24 protein-coding genes and 1 pseudogene are annotated in these 16,274 nt (G+C 53.8%); 9 read left to right on the top strand and 16 right to left on the bottom strand.

The window, feature by feature from the left end:
* The 5 genes from ACI7MX_RS22655 to repM all read left to right on the top strand — a co-directional run.
* Positions 1–96: IS3 family transposase (locus ACI7MX_RS22655; protein WP_338152414.1), on the top strand; the 96-nt coding region annotated here is incomplete at its 5' end.
* Between the two features lie 66 nt (positions 97–162).
* Positions 163–1,074 (top strand): mechanosensitive ion channel family protein, encoded by a 912-nt coding sequence (locus ACI7MX_RS22650; RefSeq protein WP_000545589.1) that lies wholly within the window; start codon positions 163–165, stop codon positions 1,072–1,074.
* 180 nt (positions 1,075–1,254) lie between these two features.
* Entirely contained in the window at positions 1,255–1,881 is a 627-nt protein-coding gene (locus ACI7MX_RS22645) for a hypothetical protein (protein ID WP_095008860.1), read from the top strand.
* Positions 1,882–1,936: 55 nt separating this feature from the next.
* Positions 1,937–3,087 (top strand): IS3 family transposase gene (locus ACI7MX_RS22640; protein ID WP_094995315.1). Its coding sequence is split into 2 segments (ribosomal slippage): positions 1,937–2,174 and positions 2,174–3,087, totalling 1,152 coding nucleotides; the frame shifts between segments, so codons are not numbered across the junction.
* 865 nt (positions 3,088–3,952) lie between these two features.
* Positions 3,953–4,777, top strand: coding sequence for a replication initiation protein RepM (repM, locus tag ACI7MX_RS22635; protein ID WP_024265234.1), 825 nt, complete (start codon positions 3,953–3,955; stop codon positions 4,775–4,777).
* A gap of 50 nt (positions 4,778–4,827) precedes the next feature.
* On the opposite strand, the gene ACI7MX_RS22630 is transcribed toward repM, so the two are convergent.
* From ACI7MX_RS22630 to ACI7MX_RS22605, 6 genes are all read right to left on the bottom strand, one after another.
* The gene (locus ACI7MX_RS22630; protein ID WP_024265235.1) at positions 4,828–5,262 is read right to left on the bottom strand and encodes a hypothetical protein; all 435 of its coding nucleotides are present in this window, start codon (positions 5,260–5,262) and stop codon (positions 4,828–4,830) included.
* Positions 5,263–5,308: 46 nt separating this feature from the next.
* Entirely contained in the window at positions 5,309–5,596 is a 288-nt protein-coding gene (locus ACI7MX_RS22625; protein WP_024265236.1) for a type II toxin-antitoxin system YafQ family toxin, read from the bottom strand.
* Complete coding sequence (locus ACI7MX_RS22620; protein WP_024265237.1) at positions 5,583–5,846, bottom strand: type II toxin-antitoxin system RelB/DinJ family antitoxin; 264 nt, start codon at positions 5,844–5,846, stop codon at positions 5,583–5,585. The genes ACI7MX_RS22625 and ACI7MX_RS22620 overlap by 14 nt, the downstream gene beginning before the upstream one ends.
* Before the next feature lie 77 nt (positions 5,847–5,923).
* Positions 5,924–6,214: a DNA-binding protein gene (locus ACI7MX_RS22615; protein ID WP_024265238.1), complete on the bottom strand. Its 291-nt coding sequence runs from the start codon at positions 6,212–6,214 to the stop codon at positions 5,924–5,926.
* Between the two features lie 572 nt (positions 6,215–6,786).
* Positions 6,787–6,945 carry a hypothetical protein gene (locus ACI7MX_RS22610; protein ID WP_024265239.1) on the bottom strand — a complete coding sequence of 53 codons (159 nt, stop codon included), beginning with the start codon at positions 6,943–6,945 and terminating at the stop codon, positions 6,787–6,789.
* 19 nt (positions 6,946–6,964) lie between these two features.
* Complete coding sequence (locus tag ACI7MX_RS22605; protein ID WP_024265240.1) at positions 6,965–7,528, bottom strand: recombinase family protein; 564 nt, start codon at positions 7,526–7,528, stop codon at positions 6,965–6,967.
* Between the two features lie 361 nt (positions 7,529–7,889).
* On the opposite strand from ACI7MX_RS22605, the pseudogene ACI7MX_RS22600 reads away from it, so the two are divergent.
* Together ACI7MX_RS22600 and ACI7MX_RS22595 are read left to right on the top strand one after the other, a co-directional pair.
* Positions 7,890–7,985 (top strand): annotated as a pseudogene (locus ACI7MX_RS22600) (helix-turn-helix domain-containing protein); the annotation flags it as partial.
* A gap of 340 nt (positions 7,986–8,325) precedes the next feature.
* On the top strand, positions 8,326–8,568 hold the full coding sequence (locus ACI7MX_RS22595; protein ID WP_095008861.1) for a hypothetical protein: 243 nt from the start codon (positions 8,326–8,328) through the stop codon (positions 8,566–8,568).
* 134 nt (positions 8,569–8,702) lie between these two features.
* Here ACI7MX_RS22595 and ACI7MX_RS22590 read toward each other — a convergent pair whose 3' ends face one another.
* The 4 genes from ACI7MX_RS22590 to ACI7MX_RS22575 all read right to left on the bottom strand — a co-directional run bounded on the left by ACI7MX_RS22590 (position 8,703) and on the right by ACI7MX_RS22575 (position 10,063).
* A complete protein-coding gene (locus ACI7MX_RS22590) occupies positions 8,703–8,975 on the bottom strand; it encodes a hypothetical protein (RefSeq protein WP_228389645.1) in 273 nt (90 codons plus the stop codon).
* Between the two features lie 327 nt (positions 8,976–9,302).
* Complete coding sequence (locus ACI7MX_RS22585; protein WP_405591924.1) at positions 9,303–9,551, bottom strand: hypothetical protein; 249 nt, start codon at positions 9,549–9,551, stop codon at positions 9,303–9,305.
* 34 nt (positions 9,552–9,585) lie between these two features.
* A complete protein-coding gene (locus tag ACI7MX_RS22580) occupies positions 9,586–9,852 on the bottom strand; it encodes a type II toxin-antitoxin system RelE/ParE family toxin (RefSeq protein ID WP_073510837.1) in 267 nt (88 codons plus the stop codon).
* The gene (locus tag ACI7MX_RS22575; protein WP_073510839.1) at positions 9,836–10,063 is read right to left on the bottom strand and encodes a CopG family transcriptional regulator; all 228 of its coding nucleotides are present in this window, start codon (positions 10,061–10,063) and stop codon (positions 9,836–9,838) included. Before ACI7MX_RS22575 ends, ACI7MX_RS22580 begins: the two co-directional genes overlap by 17 nt.
* 322 nt (positions 10,064–10,385) lie before the next feature.
* On the opposite strand from ACI7MX_RS22575, the gene ACI7MX_RS22570 reads away from it, so the two are divergent.
* A complete protein-coding gene (locus ACI7MX_RS22570; RefSeq protein ID WP_073510841.1) occupies positions 10,386–10,628 on the top strand; it encodes a hypothetical protein in 243 nt (80 codons plus the stop codon).
* 52 nt (positions 10,629–10,680) lie between these two features.
* Here ACI7MX_RS22570 and ACI7MX_RS22565 read toward each other — a convergent pair whose 3' ends face one another.
* Positions 10,681–11,103: a hypothetical protein gene (locus ACI7MX_RS22565; RefSeq protein WP_073510843.1), complete on the bottom strand. Its 423-nt coding sequence runs from the start codon at positions 11,101–11,103 to the stop codon at positions 10,681–10,683.
* Positions 11,104–12,657: 1,554 nt separating this feature from the next.
* Here ACI7MX_RS22565 and ACI7MX_RS22560 point away from each other — a divergent pair.
* Positions 12,658–13,065, top strand: coding sequence for an entry exclusion protein 1 (locus ACI7MX_RS22560; RefSeq protein ID WP_271351387.1), 408 nt, complete (start codon positions 12,658–12,660; stop codon positions 13,063–13,065).
* A gap of 8 nt (positions 13,066–13,073) precedes the next feature.
* On the opposite strand, the gene ACI7MX_RS22555 is transcribed toward ACI7MX_RS22560, so the two are convergent.
* From ACI7MX_RS22555 to ACI7MX_RS22535, 5 genes are all read right to left on the bottom strand, one after another.
* Positions 13,074–13,313: a hypothetical protein gene (locus tag ACI7MX_RS22555; RefSeq protein WP_271351388.1), complete on the bottom strand. Its 240-nt coding sequence runs from the start codon at positions 13,311–13,313 to the stop codon at positions 13,074–13,076.
* A 2-nt stretch (positions 13,314–13,315) separates the two neighbouring features.
* The gene (locus tag ACI7MX_RS22550; RefSeq protein WP_271351390.1) at positions 13,316–13,606 is read right to left on the bottom strand and encodes a hypothetical protein; all 291 of its coding nucleotides are present in this window, start codon (positions 13,604–13,606) and stop codon (positions 13,316–13,318) included.
* Positions 13,607–13,855: 249 nt separating this feature from the next.
* Complete coding sequence (locus ACI7MX_RS22545) at positions 13,856–14,434, bottom strand: hypothetical protein (protein ID WP_271351391.1); 579 nt, start codon at positions 14,432–14,434, stop codon at positions 13,856–13,858.
* 27 nt (positions 14,435–14,461) lie between these two features.
* The gene (locus ACI7MX_RS22540) at positions 14,462–14,611 is read right to left on the bottom strand and encodes a hypothetical protein (protein WP_271351392.1); all 150 of its coding nucleotides are present in this window, start codon (positions 14,609–14,611) and stop codon (positions 14,462–14,464) included.
* A gap of 146 nt (positions 14,612–14,757) precedes the next feature.
* Positions 14,758–15,183 (bottom strand): hypothetical protein, encoded by a 426-nt coding sequence (locus ACI7MX_RS22535; RefSeq protein WP_271351393.1) that lies wholly within the window; start codon positions 15,181–15,183, stop codon positions 14,758–14,760.
* Positions 15,184–16,274 lie beyond the last annotated feature (1,091 nt).

The following is a 16,274-nucleotide window of genomic DNA, read 5'->3' as shown; positions in this document are numbered from 1 at the left end:
TTTGAATACATCGAAACCGACTATAACCGCCAGCGGCGACATAGCACGCTGGGGCACATCAGCCCGCAAGCCTACGAGGCCCGGATGAGTGCTTGAAACTGTGTCCACGGTTGCTGGGCAAGATCAATCCGCTTACCCCAGAATAATAGGGAGTGCATATAAATGCATTTTTTGAATTTGCAGGTCACACAGGCAGAGCTCCTATCCGGCCTTATTTCCGTTTCCCAAACAGTTGCACAGATTGTGCTCGTCATGACCGTGGCGTGGCTCGTGTCCGCAGTGCTTTCGCGGGCCATCACACGCATCAGCAAAAGAACCCGCACTTCCAAGAGATCTGCAGATGAGGTCAAACGCATTGAAACATCTCTTCGTCTGATCCGTTTCGTCAGTCGGCTGGTCGTGTGGGCCTTGGCCGTGACCATTTCCCTCTCAATCCTTGGCATTTCTGTGGCACCGATCCTGACGACTGCGGGGGTAAGCGGCATCGCAGTGGGGTTTGCTGCGCAGAGCCTGATAAAAGACTATTTTTCGGGTTTGGTCTTGTTGCTGGAAGGGCAACTCCGCATCGGGGATATCGTGGATATTGGCGGTGTGGCAGGCCAAGTCGAAGAGATGACGTTGCGCTATGTGCGCCTGCGTCAACTCAATGGTGACGTGGTCTATGTGCCCAACGGAGCCATCACCAATCTGACAAATAAGACAACGGACTATTCGATGGCCGTAATCGATGTCGGTGTCGCCTATCGCGAAAACCTTCAGGAGGCATTGAACGTTATGGAGAGTGTCGCCCGTGAGCTAGCTTCGGAAACAACCTGGTCAACGAGAATATTAGCCGAGCCAGAGGTCTTTGGGGTCGAAACGTTGGGTGACTCTTCGGTTATCCTGCGTCTTCGCCTCAAGGTCTTGCCAGGTGAGCAATGGTCAATCCGGCGCGAATATCTGCACAGGATAAAACAGCGCTTCGACGAACTTGGCATCGAAATCCCTTATCCGCATCTGACGCTTTATGCCGGCCAGGACAAGGATGGAAAAGCCCCTGCCTTTCGGATCGAAGCTCCGGCTGGTGCCCAATGACACGGCCAAAATATACATATGAAGTGGAAAGAGATTTCTCGAACTGGGATGAAACGATTTTCGAGCGCTGTCTGCGGGATGGGTTCAATGTATTTGGCTCTGGACCAACCCCTATTCTCTTGCGGCCCGAAAAGGAGACCGAACCTGCCCCTGACACCCGTTCGCTAGGCAACGACAGCCATGATTAAGAAAGGCCAACCCATGAAGCCACCGGTAAAGACGAGCTTTCGCGGCAGGGACGTCGCCTACCTGGTAATTTCCATTGTTTTAGTGGGCGTAGGTTACGCAGCCTACCGCGGCTTATACTTTGTTGGTGAAAACTTTCCTTTTGCCCAAGAGATGATCCTAGTGTTCCTGGGTGCAGCTGCCACTATCTATCTGACAGCTGTGCTCCTCAATCGCCAGACTGAGCTTGAGTTAAGAAAAGAAGGGCAAGTTCTTCTTTTTCAACAAAAGCATGACACATATATGCGCGTCATCGAAAAGGTTGCTGAAATCGTGGAGCGTGAACGTCATGATTTTGCGCTCATTGATGAACTCAGGGTCATCAGCCACAAGCTTGCCGTTGTCGGCAGCGCGCCAGTTGTCGAAGCGTTCCGACGCGTTCTTGATCTGCTTGTTGATGGACTTGAGGATGGCCAGTTGAACGGCAATGACGCAGAACAGGTGATGCATGCCGTAGCTGAAGTCACGATTGCGATGCGTTCGGACATCAGCAGCGACAACGACCCTGAAGCGCTTCGGTCGGCTGCAGAAACGATCATGGCGAACTCACGCAAGATCGAGCGGCTGGACGACATTGAATAGCCCCGGATTCCCTAGAGACCTCCAAGCCTCATAATGAGGCCTACTAGGAGGTGCCATGAGCAACCAGCGTTTCCCCGAAGAATTCAAGATCGAAGCGGTCCGGCAAGTGACTGAGCGCGGCCTGCCTGTTGCCGATGTAGCGGCCCGTTTGGGCATGTCTGCGCACAGCCTGTATGCGTGGATCAAGCGCTACAGCAAGCCAGAAGCCCAGCGTAAGCAAGAAGATGATCAGCAGGCGGAGCTTCGTCGTCTGCGTGCTGAACTCAAGCGGGTGACCGAAGAGCGAGACATTCTAAAAAAGGCCGCCGCGTACTTTGCCAAGGAGTCAGGCTGAAGTACGCCTTCATCAGCAAACTGTCGGTGGGGTACCCGGTGCGGCGTCTCTGCCAGACCCTCAAGGTGCATCCCAGCGGTTACTACGCCTGGCTGGTCGAGCCGGAATCGGTACGCGCCAAGGAAGATCAACGCCTGCTCGGATTGATCAAGCATGCCTGGTTGGAAAGCGGCGGGGTCTACGGCTACCGCAAGATCCACGACGACCTGCGTGAGCTGGGCGAGCCCTGTGGCCGGCACCGTGTGGCTCGCCTGATGAGGAGAGAGGGGCTGCGCTCGCAGACCGGTTATCGCCGGCGCCCCGGGTACTACGGTGGCAAGCCGCCAGTGGCCTCGCCCAACCGTCTAGAGCGGCAGTTCAATGTCAGTGAACCGAACAAGGTCTGGGTCACCGACATCACTTACATCCGCACGTATGAGGGCTGGTTGTACTTGGCAGTGGTTCTGGATCTGTTTTCTCGCCAAGTGATCGGCTGGTCGATGAAGCCTCGGATGTGCAGCGACCTGGCCATTGATGCGTTGCTGATGGCTGTGTGGCGGCGCAAGCCCAAGCAGGAAGTGATGATCCATTCCGACCAGGGCAGCCAGTTCAGCAGCTCGGACTGGCAGAGTTTCCTCAAGGCCAACAACCTGATCAGCAGCATGAGTCGACGCGGTAACTGTCACGACAACGCGGTCGCGGAAAGCTTTTTCCAGTTGCTGAAGCGGGAACGCATCCGACGGAAAACCTACGGAACCCGCGAAGAAGCCCGCAGTGATGTGTTCGATTACATCGAGATGTTCTATAACCCCAAGCGCCGGCACAGCAGCGCTATGCAGCTATCGCCAGTGGAGTTTGAAAAGCGCTATTTCCAGAGCTTGGAGAGTGTCTAGGAAAGCTGGGGCGATTCAGGAAGTACAAAAAGGCAAAGGTACAAAAAGACAGAATCCCAGAGCATTCGCGCTACGCGCTCACCCAGCTCGACCCCCTGAGGGGGGCCCCACTCCCTGGAATCAGATCCAGAGCGAATGCTTGCACAGACAAGATTAATAGCAACATCACTTTATCAGGACGACACTGAAATCCGGCTCGCTGTTATCCCCTGATTACTCGCCTTTGTCGTCTGTGAGCCCGCAGCAGGCGTTTGGATGATCCTTGCTAGCAGAGGCGTCACAGCGCTCCTTGGAGCGCATAAACAAAGTCTCCAGCCGGCAGGCTGGGCATTATTACCGGAGGGGGAGCCACGAAGTGGGGGAACCCCGTAGGGGTGCCCCGGCAGAGCCGCGCTTTTTACTTTTCCCTTTTTAAACCTTTGAGGTCGTCTAGACGCCTTATGTTATGTGGCCTGTAGTGTTCATAAAGGGAGGGATTTGTTGTCATATACGCGCCACGAAGATCTCTTTGCTTCGAGAAAAGAGGTCAGTGATAGTGATAAATCCTGCGTCGCTGCCTGCCTTAAAGTGTCCGAATAGTCATGAAATCCGCAAGCTCGGCGCTTATTCATTCCTTGTTCGTTATGTGAGGGAAAAATGGCTGTGGGTAACTCGGACTAATGCTTTTAATGCTTTTAATGCTTTTAAAAGCTTTTAGTCGGGCTGTATGCCACGTATTACGTGGCATACAGCCTCCATAAAGGGACAGATTTGCGGTCATAAAGGGACAGATTTGCGGTCATAAAGGGACAGATTTGCGGTATTAAGGGACTTGTATTAAATAGTCCTTTTTATGCTATGGTGGATCTCCCCACGAGGACTACTGATGGCTGAGAAAAGCGAAGTTGTTGTCAAATCTAACCGGCTTGTCGAAGCTAGCTACCGGCTCAACCTGGTCGAACAACAAATCATCCTGTTTGCCATCAGTCGTAGTCGCGACGAACAGCTGGGCCTTTCGCCAGATAAGCCAGTCACGATTGCAGCGAGCGATTTCGCTCAGGCATTCGGGACCAACGAAACCAAGGTTTACGGACAACTTAAAGAAGCTATGGGCGACCTGTTCGACCGCTCGGTGACGATCTATGACACCGATCCGGACACCGGTAAGGACCGTACTGTCACAACCCGATGGATCAGCGACAAGGCTTACATCGACGGAACAGGCCGAATTCAGTTGACGTTCGCCCCTCGGGTGATCCCCTACATCACACGTCTCGAGTCCGAGTTCACGTCATACCGTTTGGAGAAAATCAGTGGCATGTCGAGCGTTCACGCTGTACGGCTCTACGAGCTACTGGTGCAGTACCTCACAATCGGAAAACGCGAGTTGGCACTCGCTAATCTGCGCGAAAGTCTCGGCCTTACCAACGAATACAAGGCAATTAAGGACTTTAAAAAGCGAGTCCTAGATACAGCCGTGGCACAAATCAACGAATACAGCGATATTCGTGTGAGCTACACACAGCGCAAGACCGGACGCACCGTCACCCATCTGATCTTTGCCATCAAACCAGAACCAACATCCGTGCCGGTGAAGCAAAAGCTTGGCAAGCTGACAGACGCTGAGGTTGCCAAACGCGCTCGTCCTGGTGAGAGCTGGGAAGCAGCACATGCCAGACTCAACCAGATCACCTTGGCACTGGCTGAATGACTGGATTGATGTACGTGGGTCGGACTGGGTTTAGATCGTCACCGTCGAGACTAATCGGCCAGTCCGGCCAGTAGATCGGAAAAAGACTTGGCAGGCCCGGGTAATTTTGGCTTTCCCGGGGTTGGCGCTTTTTCAGGTTGAGGCTCAGGGTTGTGCTCAATAAGGCGTTGCTCAGCATTATCAAGGCGTAGCTTCTCGATCTCTTGCCGCAATGGCTCCACCGCTTCAGCGACGGCCTTTGCCACCGCCCTGGCGATGATCTCCCCGAGGTCGCCAGTCACTGTGACGCCGTGTGACATTTCCACTGTGACGCTCTGTGACGCTGGCTCGAAAGCACCGTACACACGCAGTAACTCCGCGGTGTCGATATAGCGACGTCCATCGGACTCTAAGCCATATGATATACGGCCTTCGGTCATTGCCCGGTATATGGACCGGCGCGTTCTGCCGATCAGTGACGCGGCTTCATCTATGGTGTGACGCATGGTGCTCTACCGTCATATGACGCGTCACACTCTTTAGCCTGGCTGGTCATAGGCTCAGCTCGCTGTGTGATCCGAGTCGCACAAGCTGCAAGCGCTCATCGTCGGGCTTGCAGTAGATCAGCAGCCAATCCGGTTTGATATGGCAATCCCGATGGTCTTTCCAGTTACCAGTCAGAGCATGATCCCGATGTTTTTCCGGCAGCGGTTTGTCATTCATCAGGGCAGTGACAATCTTGATGAACAGGCCGCCCGGCTCCAAGTCAGCTCGATGCGGCCCCTTGGCCTCTCGCTTAAAATCTCGCTTGAACTGACTGGTTCTCTCAATCGTCCGCATGCAAATCCGCCATCAGATCATCAATGGTGGCGAACTTTTGCAGCTTTCCGCGCCGCGCTTCTTTCATCGCGGCAACGGTTTTGGCGTTGGGCACCAACGGCTCGAATGGCAGCGCCTTTTCCTGCGCTATACGGGTCATCATCATGCGGAAAGCATCGCTAACCGTTAAGCCCATTGTCGCAAGTACTGCAGCGGCTTCTTCTTTGATGTGCTCATCGATACGAGCACGAACGACAGCATTTGTGGACATGGGTAGTCCTCCTATATTGGGCCACAGTGTAGCTCAATATAAGGGTCGCGCATGGTTTTGTGCCGTCACGTGACGCGTCACTGCGTTCTTGCAGTCACGGATAAACTGACCCCCAGCACGTGTAGCACTTTCATCAAGCGATAAAGGTCCGGATCGCCATGGGTACCAAAGAGCTGCTCCAGATCTGCCACGGTGATCCCGGTCAGACTCGCCATTTTGGCCGCCCCAAATGCGCTGATAGCCACACCTATGGAGGCCACAATATGAGCGGCATGGCCGGTCGCTAAAGCATCCGCAATAAACACGGCCCTGGTTTCTGGATTGGTTAACGCCGCCCCTGGATCGTAGATCGATGGCTTTTTTTGCACCCTTTCCGCCTCTCTTTACACCAGCTCTATACCCGTTTTGCACCTGGTCTGCACCCACCCTGCACCCACCCTGCACCTCTTTTGCACCTTACCTGCCATCGACTGGCCACGGTCTTCGACCTGAATGATTTTTACGCCCTTTGAAGAGCCAGATTTTCCCCCTTAACAGGGTCAAAATCTCAATACACATCACGCACCTCAGGCGATGGAAAAAACCTTTATTTTTCAAAAATTTATTAAAAACTAATAATTCTTTGACGCTATACAGTTGTGATACAAAACAAATGATTTAGCCCACAAAACCTGGAGAATTTTGTATAGCACTTGTTATACAACTGGTGCCCAAATGGCCAAGTAACCATTTCGCGCCCGCGAAACTTTCCATTGAGCCGCAGGCGAATGGACAAGCTGTGAAGTGGGCCGGTAGGCCTACTTCACCTATCTTGCCCGCCTATTCAGCCGACTTAATCCGTTGCGCCTGCTGTTCTTTTTCCGTTCTCGTGCCTTTTTCTACCGTTCTTTTGGGGTTGTTTTGCATACGCTCAGCCGTTGTTTAAGGCGTCGGTCCTCTGCTACTGCAGTACAGCAGCCGCCAACAGCCGCTTGCGCGCCTCCTGAGCGCGCCGGGTCTCGTCATCGACTTGGCGGGTGACGTAGAGCGGCAGCGCCAGGCACTCGTCCTGGTCGTCGCCCGGCTCAATAAATCGCGGTACCGAATCCGTGCTGTTCATCCTGTCTCTCCCGTTCTACCTATTGAGGCAGTGCGCGGTATAGCGTGGCTCGATGAACGCCTAGGAGCCGTGCAACTTCGGAAACCGATTGCCCCCCGTCGATCAGCTGTCGTGCATGGGCGATCTGTTCTGGGGTTAAAACAGGTTTTGGGCCGAATCGAACGCCTTTAGCTTTGGCAGCAGCACGGCCAGCACTGGTGCGCTCACCAATGAGGGATCGCTCAAAGTCAGCAATGCCGGCGAAGATCGTTAACACCATACGCCCAGCTGGAGACGTCGTATCGGCCCAAGGCTCAGCAAGCGAACGCAGACCTGCACCTAAGGTTTTGAGTCGTTCTGCAATGTGGAGCAGGTCGGTGGTTGACCTGGCCAAGCGATCCAACCGCGTCACAGTCAGTACATCACCAGGGCGAAGGTGATCGAGCAGCCGACTAAGTTCGGGGCGGTCTTGCTTGGCCCCACTGACCTTCTCTTCAAAAATCCGCTGACAACCGTTTTGCCCTAAAGCGATCCGTTGCTGCTCCAGCTCCTGACCTTGCGTCGAAACCCGAGCGTAGCCAATCTGCTGTCCTGCATTTTCCATGGGGACACCTGTCGCATTAGTCGTTGCAGGTAATCTAGCACCTGCGACTGACTTATGCGACAGACGAAAGCCCTCAGAACCTGACGATGCGCGTGTGTCGCATAACTTAGGATTAGTGCGGCAATGGAAGCGGCAGCAACAGCCTTCTTCCTACGTCCCGAAGTTGTTATGCCCGACGCCAGTCGGTTGTAGTGCTTCAGGACTTAATGGTGTGCACCGTTATTTTGGAGGCTCCACGGTCTGATAGCTGTATTTCTTGCATCCGTTTGGTTGAACCAAATGACCTTGAGGAGTCCGACACGGATACCCGCGAGGACTACAAGAACTTGCTGCATACACTGACCACTTGATGAACACCATGGTGGCCATGGCCCAGTCCAAAGAGCTGACCAACCATAGCCTGCCGGGAGTCGGTTATGTGTTTGGCGGTCGCGACCACACCACTGTCTTTCGCGCATGAGACAAGATTACTCAGTCTCAAAAAATATGGTGAGCCTTATTAATTTGCACGATAAAAAATATTGACAAATTAAGATAATTATGGGTTGTGGTATAATCAAGCCTTTATAAACGAGGAAATACACGATGGCGATTACAGAGCAATTTAGTTTCGATTTTTCCGCCCCACTCATTGACGACCATTCGATTACTCAACCTTCTCCAGGTCGAGTTTTGGCTGTGCTCGAAACGCCCACCCTGTCCGCAGAGCAACCCCAGTATGGAGTTTTTCTGCCAAAGCGAATGCGGGATGAGATCAGCCGAAATAATGGTGGTCGAATTTCACAAGGACGTTCGCTATGACGGGCCATTCAGAATTCAACTCCATGCTGTCCACGCTCCTGACGATGCATGAGCAGGGAAAGCGTCCAGATAGCGCTTTTATCGAAGCAAATGCTGATGTTTTCGAGCAGCTTTGGGCCAAGGGGTTTGGTTGCTTTCGTATTACTCGAATGGTCGCGGGCAATATCATGTCCAGACCAATGTATTCGGGAGTGCTGACCCCTAGTGGCATCGCGGCGGCCAAGGCGCTTCAGCGGTAAGAGTCCACCAAGCTCAGGCTCAGGGTTGCTGATTTTAAATTGCCCTGGTGCCGCTGATAGACAACCAAGCCCGCTTAGACCGGGCTTTTTTATTTGTGACGATTGAACATAAGCGGCGTTATTGGAACTCAACCTTAGCCATCCGATCGCATCCGTTTTGGCAGAAATACACCGGCTTGACCTTTCGTGGCTTCTTTAGGAAAACCCAAGTGGTACTCCACGTACTGGTCAGTACCGTCCTGGCGGTCGAACAGACCCAGCAGCAACCAGCCTTCGTTTATCAGTTCCTGTGCCTGAGCCTCATTTCTGACAGTCTTCAGTGCTTTGGTGCCTTCAATCGCCATCGGTACGACTCCTTGTAGGTGATGGCCGAGTGTAGCCAATGGCCAGTCATTGGATAGTGCCATGAACCAAGTCCCGGTAAGGGGGGCTTTCATAAGGACTCGGTACGACCGTTTTTATCAATTAGCCCTACATATTGCGCGCTGTCGGTGACGTCCTGCTGCTTATGTCTCCCTTAGTAGTAAGAACTAATGGAGGTGAATACATGAACAAGGTACGTCTCAAAACCGCAGCACAATGGTTGGTAGAGCTGCTAGCACGTGAAGCCCTGAGGGCAGCGCTGCATTGGGTCTTGAATCTCCTCAAGCAGGACGGCTAATAGTGTTGGTCTTATGGTCACCAGAAAACCTGCCGCTTGGTGGGAGTTGTACGGAAATTTAACGATAACGGTGTTATGCGTAGTCTCTCAACTTGACCACCCCGCCAGTTGCGACGATCAACTCGCGGACCTGATCCTGCGTCGCCCATTCATCAGCCCCTATCCTCCACTCTCCGCCGTCGTACACCACCCAAGTATCACCAACCTCCCAAGTAATTGGCCCCGATCTTTCGAGTATCAAGCTGCGCAAGCTCTCCATTATCAAAGGCTGCAACGGATCGTCACTGGCTAGGTTGGGTAGGTCGTTGTTGGTCGTAGGCATTGAGGGGGTTCCTTTCTGTTTGTGAGTTACTTCACTACCGGTATACCTCACGGCGGTTGCCCAACTGCACCACCAGAATCCGCAAGGCGCCATCTTGGATGTCGCAGATCACCCGAAAATCGCCGACGCGATAACGCCACAAACCACCCAATGGGCCGGTCAGGGCTTTGCCCGTACTGCGCGGATCATCACGGCCAACCACCCGCTCATCCATAAAATCGAGGATGCGCTTGGCTGCCTGCTTATCCAACTTGCGCAACTGAGTCTTGGCCGTGTCGGTGTAATCAATCGTCCAGACCAAGAGACTTCCTTACGTCCGCAGCTGAGTGTACGACCTCTTGGCCTTTACGAACCCGCTCCAGGACTTCCGCCGCGAGGTAGTAATCCTCCAAGTCGGTAAGGCCGTGGTCGATGATTTCACGCAAGTAATACGCTTTGGTACGCCCGGTACTGCTCGCCAAGAAATCGAGGCGCTGCTCAGTTTCGGGCGCCAGCCGAATGGAAGTCGCCATGCTGTAGCCTCCTATGTAATACATGTATTCATTGTATCACATAGGTATAGGAGGCAAATATGAGGCTTATTTTTGTAGGGATCGCATTTAATGAATGTCCTATTAGCAGCAGTTTGTGGCACAAACGAGGCGCGGATGCCTATCCTGCACTAGCTTCTTTTCTCCTCGAAAAAAATAAGCCCTTCATACGCTTTTAATACGTTTTTAATACGTATTTGATGTACCGGTGAGACGCCAAATAGCCATTAATCAATCATTTTTCATGATTTGGCTCCAAACAGGTGCGTGCTCGGTTTAACCAGACCTCATTGGAGCTACCGCTATGACTTTTGTCAGAAAATGGGCCAACTACGATGTAGCCCGTAGCCGTCTGCTGATGCAGATCTCCGAACTGGACTCCTTGATTGATCAAGAACAAGCCGCCTCCGCACCAAATCCCACGAAGATTGCCGTCCTGGAGAATGAGCAAAACGATCTAATAGATCAGTCCGACATGCTTTGTTCTGACAACATTGAGCTGACTAGCAGGATCGCCACCACCAGTCCATCAACGACTGGTATTTAACAAATTACTGGTTTGCATGGCTCAAATTTTAGCGGCTAAAATTTGAGCTCAGTCAGCAGGCTAGGCGCTCACGCAAAGCCATCACCCGTGAAGCAGACAAGTCACGAATATCCTCGTTATGAAAAATCAGGTGCGCTCGGTGCGGCTTGGTTTCCTCGTCCCATAGCTCCAAATCTTCCATTCGAAACTGATGCTTGCCCTGGTATGTCGCTGCGAGATCAGCAGCCAAACAGCGCGCGGCTTCGCCAGGGGTAGCTATGACCCAATCAACGATGTCGGCCATCTGTTCGGCTGATGAGCGCGGCATGACACCCTGAGCGGCAGCACAGGCAAACTCGTTGTAAAGCTTAGCGCCAAGCGCAGGATCATCCGTAGGATTTCCCGGGCACAGCCGCTGCTCCCAAGGAAGCACATAGGTCGATTGGCCGAGAATATCTTGTCGGACGTAGTCCGAAGGTTTAGCTAAGCGCTGCATGAGGTTTGCTCCCAAGCGAAAATCGCATGGTAACGCGTCCAGAGCGGCCTTAGCCGCTCTGATAAACCGTCGTCGAAGACGGCGGAAACAGCTGGACAGACATCACCCGAGCCAACGAGGGGGGTGAGAAAAAATGGACCCCAGTCCGAATTTTTCCGTTCTGCCCTGGTGCAGCCCGTTCAGGGCGGAATCAGGGTGCGAAGCATCCGGCCGCACCGCTTGCGTGCGCGTCAGGTGAAACCGGACCAACCTGGATTCGCGATGTAGCAGTAGAGAAAGGGACAAAGGACCGCAACGAGACGTCGCGCAATTGGAGAATGCAGGTTGGTCCGGCTTTGCCGGGCGCGCACGCGGGTGAATTTTCGAGACAAGCCCGTCCAGGGCGCAGGGGAGGAAAGAGGGTGGAGGCTCGCGCAGCGAGTCGGAACCCTGAAAGCCTGACGGGGCGCTCCCCCGGAAGGTTTGGGCGTCCCGCAGGGCGGCCACGACAGACCGTAGGGATGGCGCGCTGTTGCTCTGCTTTTGTCTTGGATTATCTATGTGGCGTTCTATTGGTCGTTCTATTGCGTTGGCTATTGCTTCAGCAATAGAACGCCAATAGGAGAGGTATAAAGGTGAAAAGGTACAAAAGGGCAAAAAGCCAAGAGCATTCGCGCTACGCGCTCACCAGCTCGACCCCCTAAAGGGGGACCCCCACTCGCTGGGAAAGATCCAAAGCGGGTAATAACCCTGAGAGACAAGAGCACGAGCAATGATGGCTGACGCCAGTCTAAGGCCGCCCACTGGCGGCAATAATGATGGCTGCGCGACGCACTTGATGGCTCCCACTGGCGTGGGAGCCCCTACGATCGGCTTTTAAAAAAAGCGTCTCGCATGACTCCACGCAGTGAGGATTTTGTTCCAGGTGCGACCACCCGGCTCCCACTCCCAACAGGCGTTCCAGACTTTCGGGGATTGTTTACCACTGCGCCCCCTGCCCTCTTCGGCGTCTGGCGGTTGGTGGGTTTTAGGACAGTGACAGCGCCCGTGGTTGGGTTTTTACGCTGCCCTGCCATTGCCTTCTCGCCCTTGCGGGTCGCACCTAACCGGCTATACCGGCTGCCGTGAAGAGATCCCCTTGATCGGCAGCTATTACGTTCCCGGGCCCAAAGCATCTTGATTCCAAGCGTCGGGAAGAGGTGTCGGGGGAGGCTGGAAGCTAGACAGGCGAGAGTTTTCTCGACAGAATTGGCTTACCAGGTCTCGTATCCCGCCCGCTAAAGCAGAGATTCCCCGAGACCTTGGCTGAAGGTGTTGCAAGCACCTGTCAGCCCGAATGAAACCCTGCCTTGGCAGGGTTTTTTCGTTTTGAAGCTATGTAACTGATGCCCAAAGATATTGCCTTTAACGGCGCAGTGCAAACCCTGCCTTTTAAGCGAGCTGTCGCGTGGCTTAGGCAGCTCTGCTGCCAAGCTGCGGGGCAGCTAACAAGGTCCATCGGACCGCGTTAGTTTGTCGGCTTATTGAACGGTAGACTGTAGGGCACCCTACAGACAGAACCCGACACTGCCCTACATGGCAAAATTAACCATTGGCCGCATGGCAAATCTCTACGGATTGCATCGTTCGACACTGCATGAGGCCGTGGCTAAAGGCCGCGTCACTGCTGGGCTGGACGGTAAAGGCCAGAAGGTTATCGACCTGTCTGAAATGATCCGTGTCTATGGTGAACCACAGGGGCTTACCCTACACCGCCCTACAGTTGACCCGACACCACTGCCCTACACTTCCCCTACGCCTGAAATGGACGGCCTACAGCCCCTAATTGAGGAAGTACGTTTACTACGGGAAGAAATACGGGAGCTGCGCGAATCTCTTCGGCTTATTGAACACAAGCCCGAGCCAAAATCTGCCGCGGACACCTCGTCAAAGCCTCAGGAGCCCGTCACCTGGTCAAGTCTGTTCAGCGCCCTGGATGACTGACATAAATCCTACAGTTCGACGGCAAAGACCTTCACGCCGAGGCTTTCGGCAAAACGCCCAACCGCCGTCAAGCTGGCCCAGGTGCGCAGCGCCTCACGGCGCGAGCGCACCGGCAGCCAGCGACTGCCTGCGCCGCCCAGGCGAATCGCCAAACCCCATTTATCGTCCTGCCGGCTGGCCAGTACTTCACGCACAGCCCCGGCATCGAGCATGGCGCGCAGTGTTTCTTCTTGGATACCTTGAGGCATGGTTAGGCGTGCTTCCTGATGCGGTCTGTAAAGTCAGCCACTTGTGCGGGTGACAAACAGTTCAACGCACCGAAGTTCTCCAGGTGCTTGATCATCGTTTCGTGACTGCCGGGCTGACCGGCGACAATGCGGCGGCACGTCGTCTCCAGAATCAATCGGGCCATCTGTGGGTTCTCGATGGTCGTAGGGTCAAACGCCAGTGCAATAGCGGTGGCCAGTTCGCCCAGATTGGGATCAGTGCGTTGCAGTGCGCGCAGGGCATTCAGTTGCCGAGCGGTGATGGGTAACGACACGCAGTTCTCCCTGAATTCGCTTTGCTCTGACCATGAGCGGAGTAAATGGTAGACCAGACTATGGGGTTCTGGAATCCAGCGGACGCAAAAAAGCCCACCGGGGTGGGCTTTTCTGTGGGGGGCGATTTAACGAATGTCCCGTTATGCGCAGTGTTGCTAGTAGCAACACTTACGGCTCAGATTTTCGCGGACGCGAAAATCTGAGCCGCTAAAAAGGTTGTTTTCATGCGTGTATCGACTGCTTGTAGCTTATGGCGCCGAGGTATCTTTAGCTGCTACGGGCTCTGTTTTCGAAGCTGTAGCAGGGGCTTTGACTAAAGCTTTTGCAGCTCCTTCGACCCCCCCAACACTCTCCCAATTAGCATAGAGGCTATAGAAACCAAGGAGTGTAAGGGCTACTAAAGCAGAAGCTAGACCACCAAGGATATGGTGGCCTAGCTTCTCTAAAAAACTAGGGTTGCATTTAGAGATAGCTACCACTAGCTCCTCTTTTTGAATATCCGTGCGCATTTTCTCGCCCAGCTCCGCCATGCTGATATCGATAAATCCCATAGAAAGCTTTTCGGCTTTAGACCGGTACATCGACATCTGGGCCGGTGTACAAGCAACCTTTTTAAACTCAAGGGCTGAGTTTTCCCTATCGGTACGTAACCACTCGATCTTATGACGCTTATAAAGTGAGTAGGAAAGTAGACCTAGAAAATCGTCGTCAGACTGGACCATGCTGTCAAAAACGTTGTTTTCGACGTGAGCATCATTTGCAGAGGCGGGGGATGACACTGAAGGCGCTGGAGATGCAGCTGCAGGAGGAGCAGATGTTTCGGTCAAAATCTGCTCCTTGAAACGCGTCCTTGATTACTTCTGAAGACGCAAAAAAGCCTTCTTGAAGAAAGAATTCAGCATGTCCTGAGTCAAGCTGGAGGAACGAGACGCTACAACGGCTTCGGAACGACTCAAAAGCTTAGCATTGCTGCGCTTGACGAGATCGATAGATGCGGTAGGCATACGGGCTCCTGATTAGAGATAAATATATACGTATAAATATATAAGAAATCGTGTGGAAACCTAGAAAAATCGTCGTTTCACCAAGGTTTTTTACGGTTTTCTGTAAAAATACGGCCTTTAGAACCCCAAAAGCGGTGTAGCCGCTCCTAGCATTTCTCCGCTCTGCCCCGTAAACCCATGACCGTCTGGGCCGAGATTCCTTCGATATCATCATTGTGAAAAATCAGGTGCGATCGATAGTCCTTGGTTTCTTCGTCCCATTGCTCCAAATCTTCCATTCGAAACTGATGCTTGCCCAAGTACGTAGCCGCAAGGTCAGCAGCCAAGCTGCGCGCAGCTTCTCCAGGCGTTGTTATGGCCCAATCAATGATGTCAGCTGTCTTTTCGGCTGGTGATCGCTGGGTAACGCCCTGGGCAGCAGCACAGGCAAATTCGTTATAAAGCTGAGCGCCTAATTCGGGATCATCCGCAGGATTTCCCGGGCACATCCGCGGCTCCCAGGGAATCAGATACATCTGTTGACCTAGTACTTCTTGCAGGACGTAGTCCGAAGGTTTTGCTAAACGCTGCATGAGGTTGCTCCCAGGCGAAAATCGCATGGTAGCGCACCCAGAGCGGCCAAAAGCCGCTCTGATAAACCGACGTCGAAGACGGCGGAAAACAGCTGGACAGAAATCACACGAGCCCACGAGGGGGGTTAGGAAAAATGGCCCCCAGGCCAAATTTTCCGTTCTGCCCTGGTGCAGCCCGTCCAGGGCGAAACCAGGGTGCGAAGCATCAAGCCGCACCGCTTGCGTGCGCGTCAGGTGAAACCGGACCAACCTGGATTCGCGATGAAGCAGTCGAGAAAGGGACAGAGGACCGCAACGAGACGTCGCGCAATAGCAGAATGCAGGTTGGTCCGGCTTTGCCGGGCGCGCACAAGGGTGAATTTTCGAGACAAGCCCGTCCAGGGCGCAGGGGAGGAAAGAGGGTGGAGGCTCGCGCAGCGAGTCGGAACCCTGAAAGCCTTACGGGGCGCTCCCCCGGAAGGTTTGGGCGTTCCCGCAGGGACGGCCACGGAGCCCCGCAGGGGGGACGGCGCTTTGCTGTTGGTTCTATGCCGTTTCCTATGGGTTTATCTATTGGCTTTCCTATGCCTTTACCTATGGCTCTCAGAATAGGAAAGCCAATAGAAGGGTAATACCCAGAGTAAGAGGTAAAAGAAGGTAAAAAGCCAAGAGCATGAGCGCTGCGCACTCACCAGCTCGACCCCCTAAAGGGGGACCCCCACTCGCTGGGAAAGATCCAAAGCGGGTTGTAACCCGGGAGAGCAAAGAGCCAGAGCAATGATGGCTGACGCCAGTCTAGGGCCGCCCATAGGCGGCACATAAGGATGGCTGCGCGACGCTCTTGAGGGCTCCCACTGGCGTGGGAGCCCCTACGATCGGCTTTTAAAAAAAGCGTCTCGCATGACTCCACGCAGTGAGGATTTTGTTCCAGGTGCAGCCACCCGGCTCCCACTCCCAACAGGCGTTCCAGACTTTCGGGGATTGGTTACCACTGCGCCCCCTGCCCTCTTCGGCGTCTGGCGGTTGGTGGGTTTTAGGACAGTGACAGCGCCCGTGGTTGGGTTTTTACGCTGCCCTGCCATTGCCTTCTCGCCCTTGCGGGTCGCACCTAA

The organism is Pseudomonas sp. 2024-210 (assembly GCF_045062345.1).
In the GTDB taxonomy this organism is placed as follows: Bacteria; Pseudomonadota; Gammaproteobacteria; order Pseudomonadales; family Pseudomonadaceae; genus Aquipseudomonas.
This window is presented reverse-complemented; position numbering and strand designations above follow the sequence as displayed.

What these genes read in the sequence shown, in the direction of transcription:
- ACI7MX_RS22650 (WP_000545589.1), top strand. Translation starts at nt 163, where the DNA reads ATGCATTTTTTGAATTTGCAGGTCACACAGGCAGAGCTCCTATCCGGC.
- ACI7MX_RS22645 (WP_095008860.1), top strand. Translation starts at nt 1,255, where the DNA reads ATGATTAAGAAAGGCCAACCCATGAAGCCACCGGTAAAGACGAGCTTT.
- repM (WP_024265234.1), top strand. Translation starts at nt 3,953, where the DNA reads ATGGCTGAGAAAAGCGAAGTTGTTGTCAAATCTAACCGGCTTGTCGAA.
- ACI7MX_RS22630 (WP_024265235.1), bottom strand. Translation starts at nt 5,262, where the DNA reads ATGCGTCACACCATAGATGAAGCCGCGTCACTGATCGGCAGAACGCGC.
- ACI7MX_RS22625 (WP_024265236.1), bottom strand. Translation starts at nt 5,596, where the DNA reads ATGCGGACGATTGAGAGAACCAGTCAGTTCAAGCGAGATTTTAAGCGA.
- ACI7MX_RS22620 (WP_024265237.1), bottom strand. Translation starts at nt 5,846, where the DNA reads ATGTCCACAAATGCTGTCGTTCGTGCTCGTATCGATGAGCACATCAAA.
- ACI7MX_RS22610 (WP_024265239.1), bottom strand. Translation starts at nt 6,945, where the DNA reads ATGAACAGCACGGATTCGGTACCGCGATTTATTGAGCCGGGCGACGAC.
- ACI7MX_RS22605 (WP_024265240.1), bottom strand. Translation starts at nt 7,528, where the DNA reads ATGGAAAATGCAGGACAGCAGATTGGCTACGCTCGGGTTTCGACGCAA.
- ACI7MX_RS22595 (WP_095008861.1), top strand. Translation starts at nt 8,326, where the DNA reads ATGACGGGCCATTCAGAATTCAACTCCATGCTGTCCACGCTCCTGACG.
- ACI7MX_RS22590 (WP_228389645.1), bottom strand. Translation starts at nt 8,975, where the DNA reads ATGGCACTATCCAATGACTGGCCATTGGCTACACTCGGCCATCACCTA.
- ACI7MX_RS22585 (WP_405591924.1), bottom strand. Translation starts at nt 9,551, where the DNA reads ATGCCTACGACCAACAACGACCTACCCAACCTAGCCAGTGACGATCCG.
- ACI7MX_RS22575 (WP_073510839.1), bottom strand. Translation starts at nt 10,063, where the DNA reads ATGGCGACTTCCATTCGGCTGGCGCCCGAAACTGAGCAGCGCCTCGAT.
- ACI7MX_RS22570 (WP_073510841.1), top strand. Translation starts at nt 10,386, where the DNA reads ATGACTTTTGTCAGAAAATGGGCCAACTACGATGTAGCCCGTAGCCGT.
- ACI7MX_RS22565 (WP_073510843.1), bottom strand. Translation starts at nt 11,103, where the DNA reads ATGCAGCGCTTAGCTAAACCTTCGGACTACGTCCGACAAGATATTCTC.
- ACI7MX_RS22560 (WP_271351387.1), top strand. Translation starts at nt 12,658, where the DNA reads ATGGCAAAATTAACCATTGGCCGCATGGCAAATCTCTACGGATTGCAT.
- ACI7MX_RS22555 (WP_271351388.1), bottom strand. Translation starts at nt 13,313, where the DNA reads ATGCCTCAAGGTATCCAAGAAGAAACACTGCGCGCCATGCTCGATGCC.
- ACI7MX_RS22540 (WP_271351392.1), bottom strand. Translation starts at nt 14,611, where the DNA reads ATGCCTACCGCATCTATCGATCTCGTCAAGCGCAGCAATGCTAAGCTT.
- ACI7MX_RS22535 (WP_271351393.1), bottom strand. Translation starts at nt 15,183, where the DNA reads ATGCAGCGTTTAGCAAAACCTTCGGACTACGTCCTGCAAGAAGTACTA.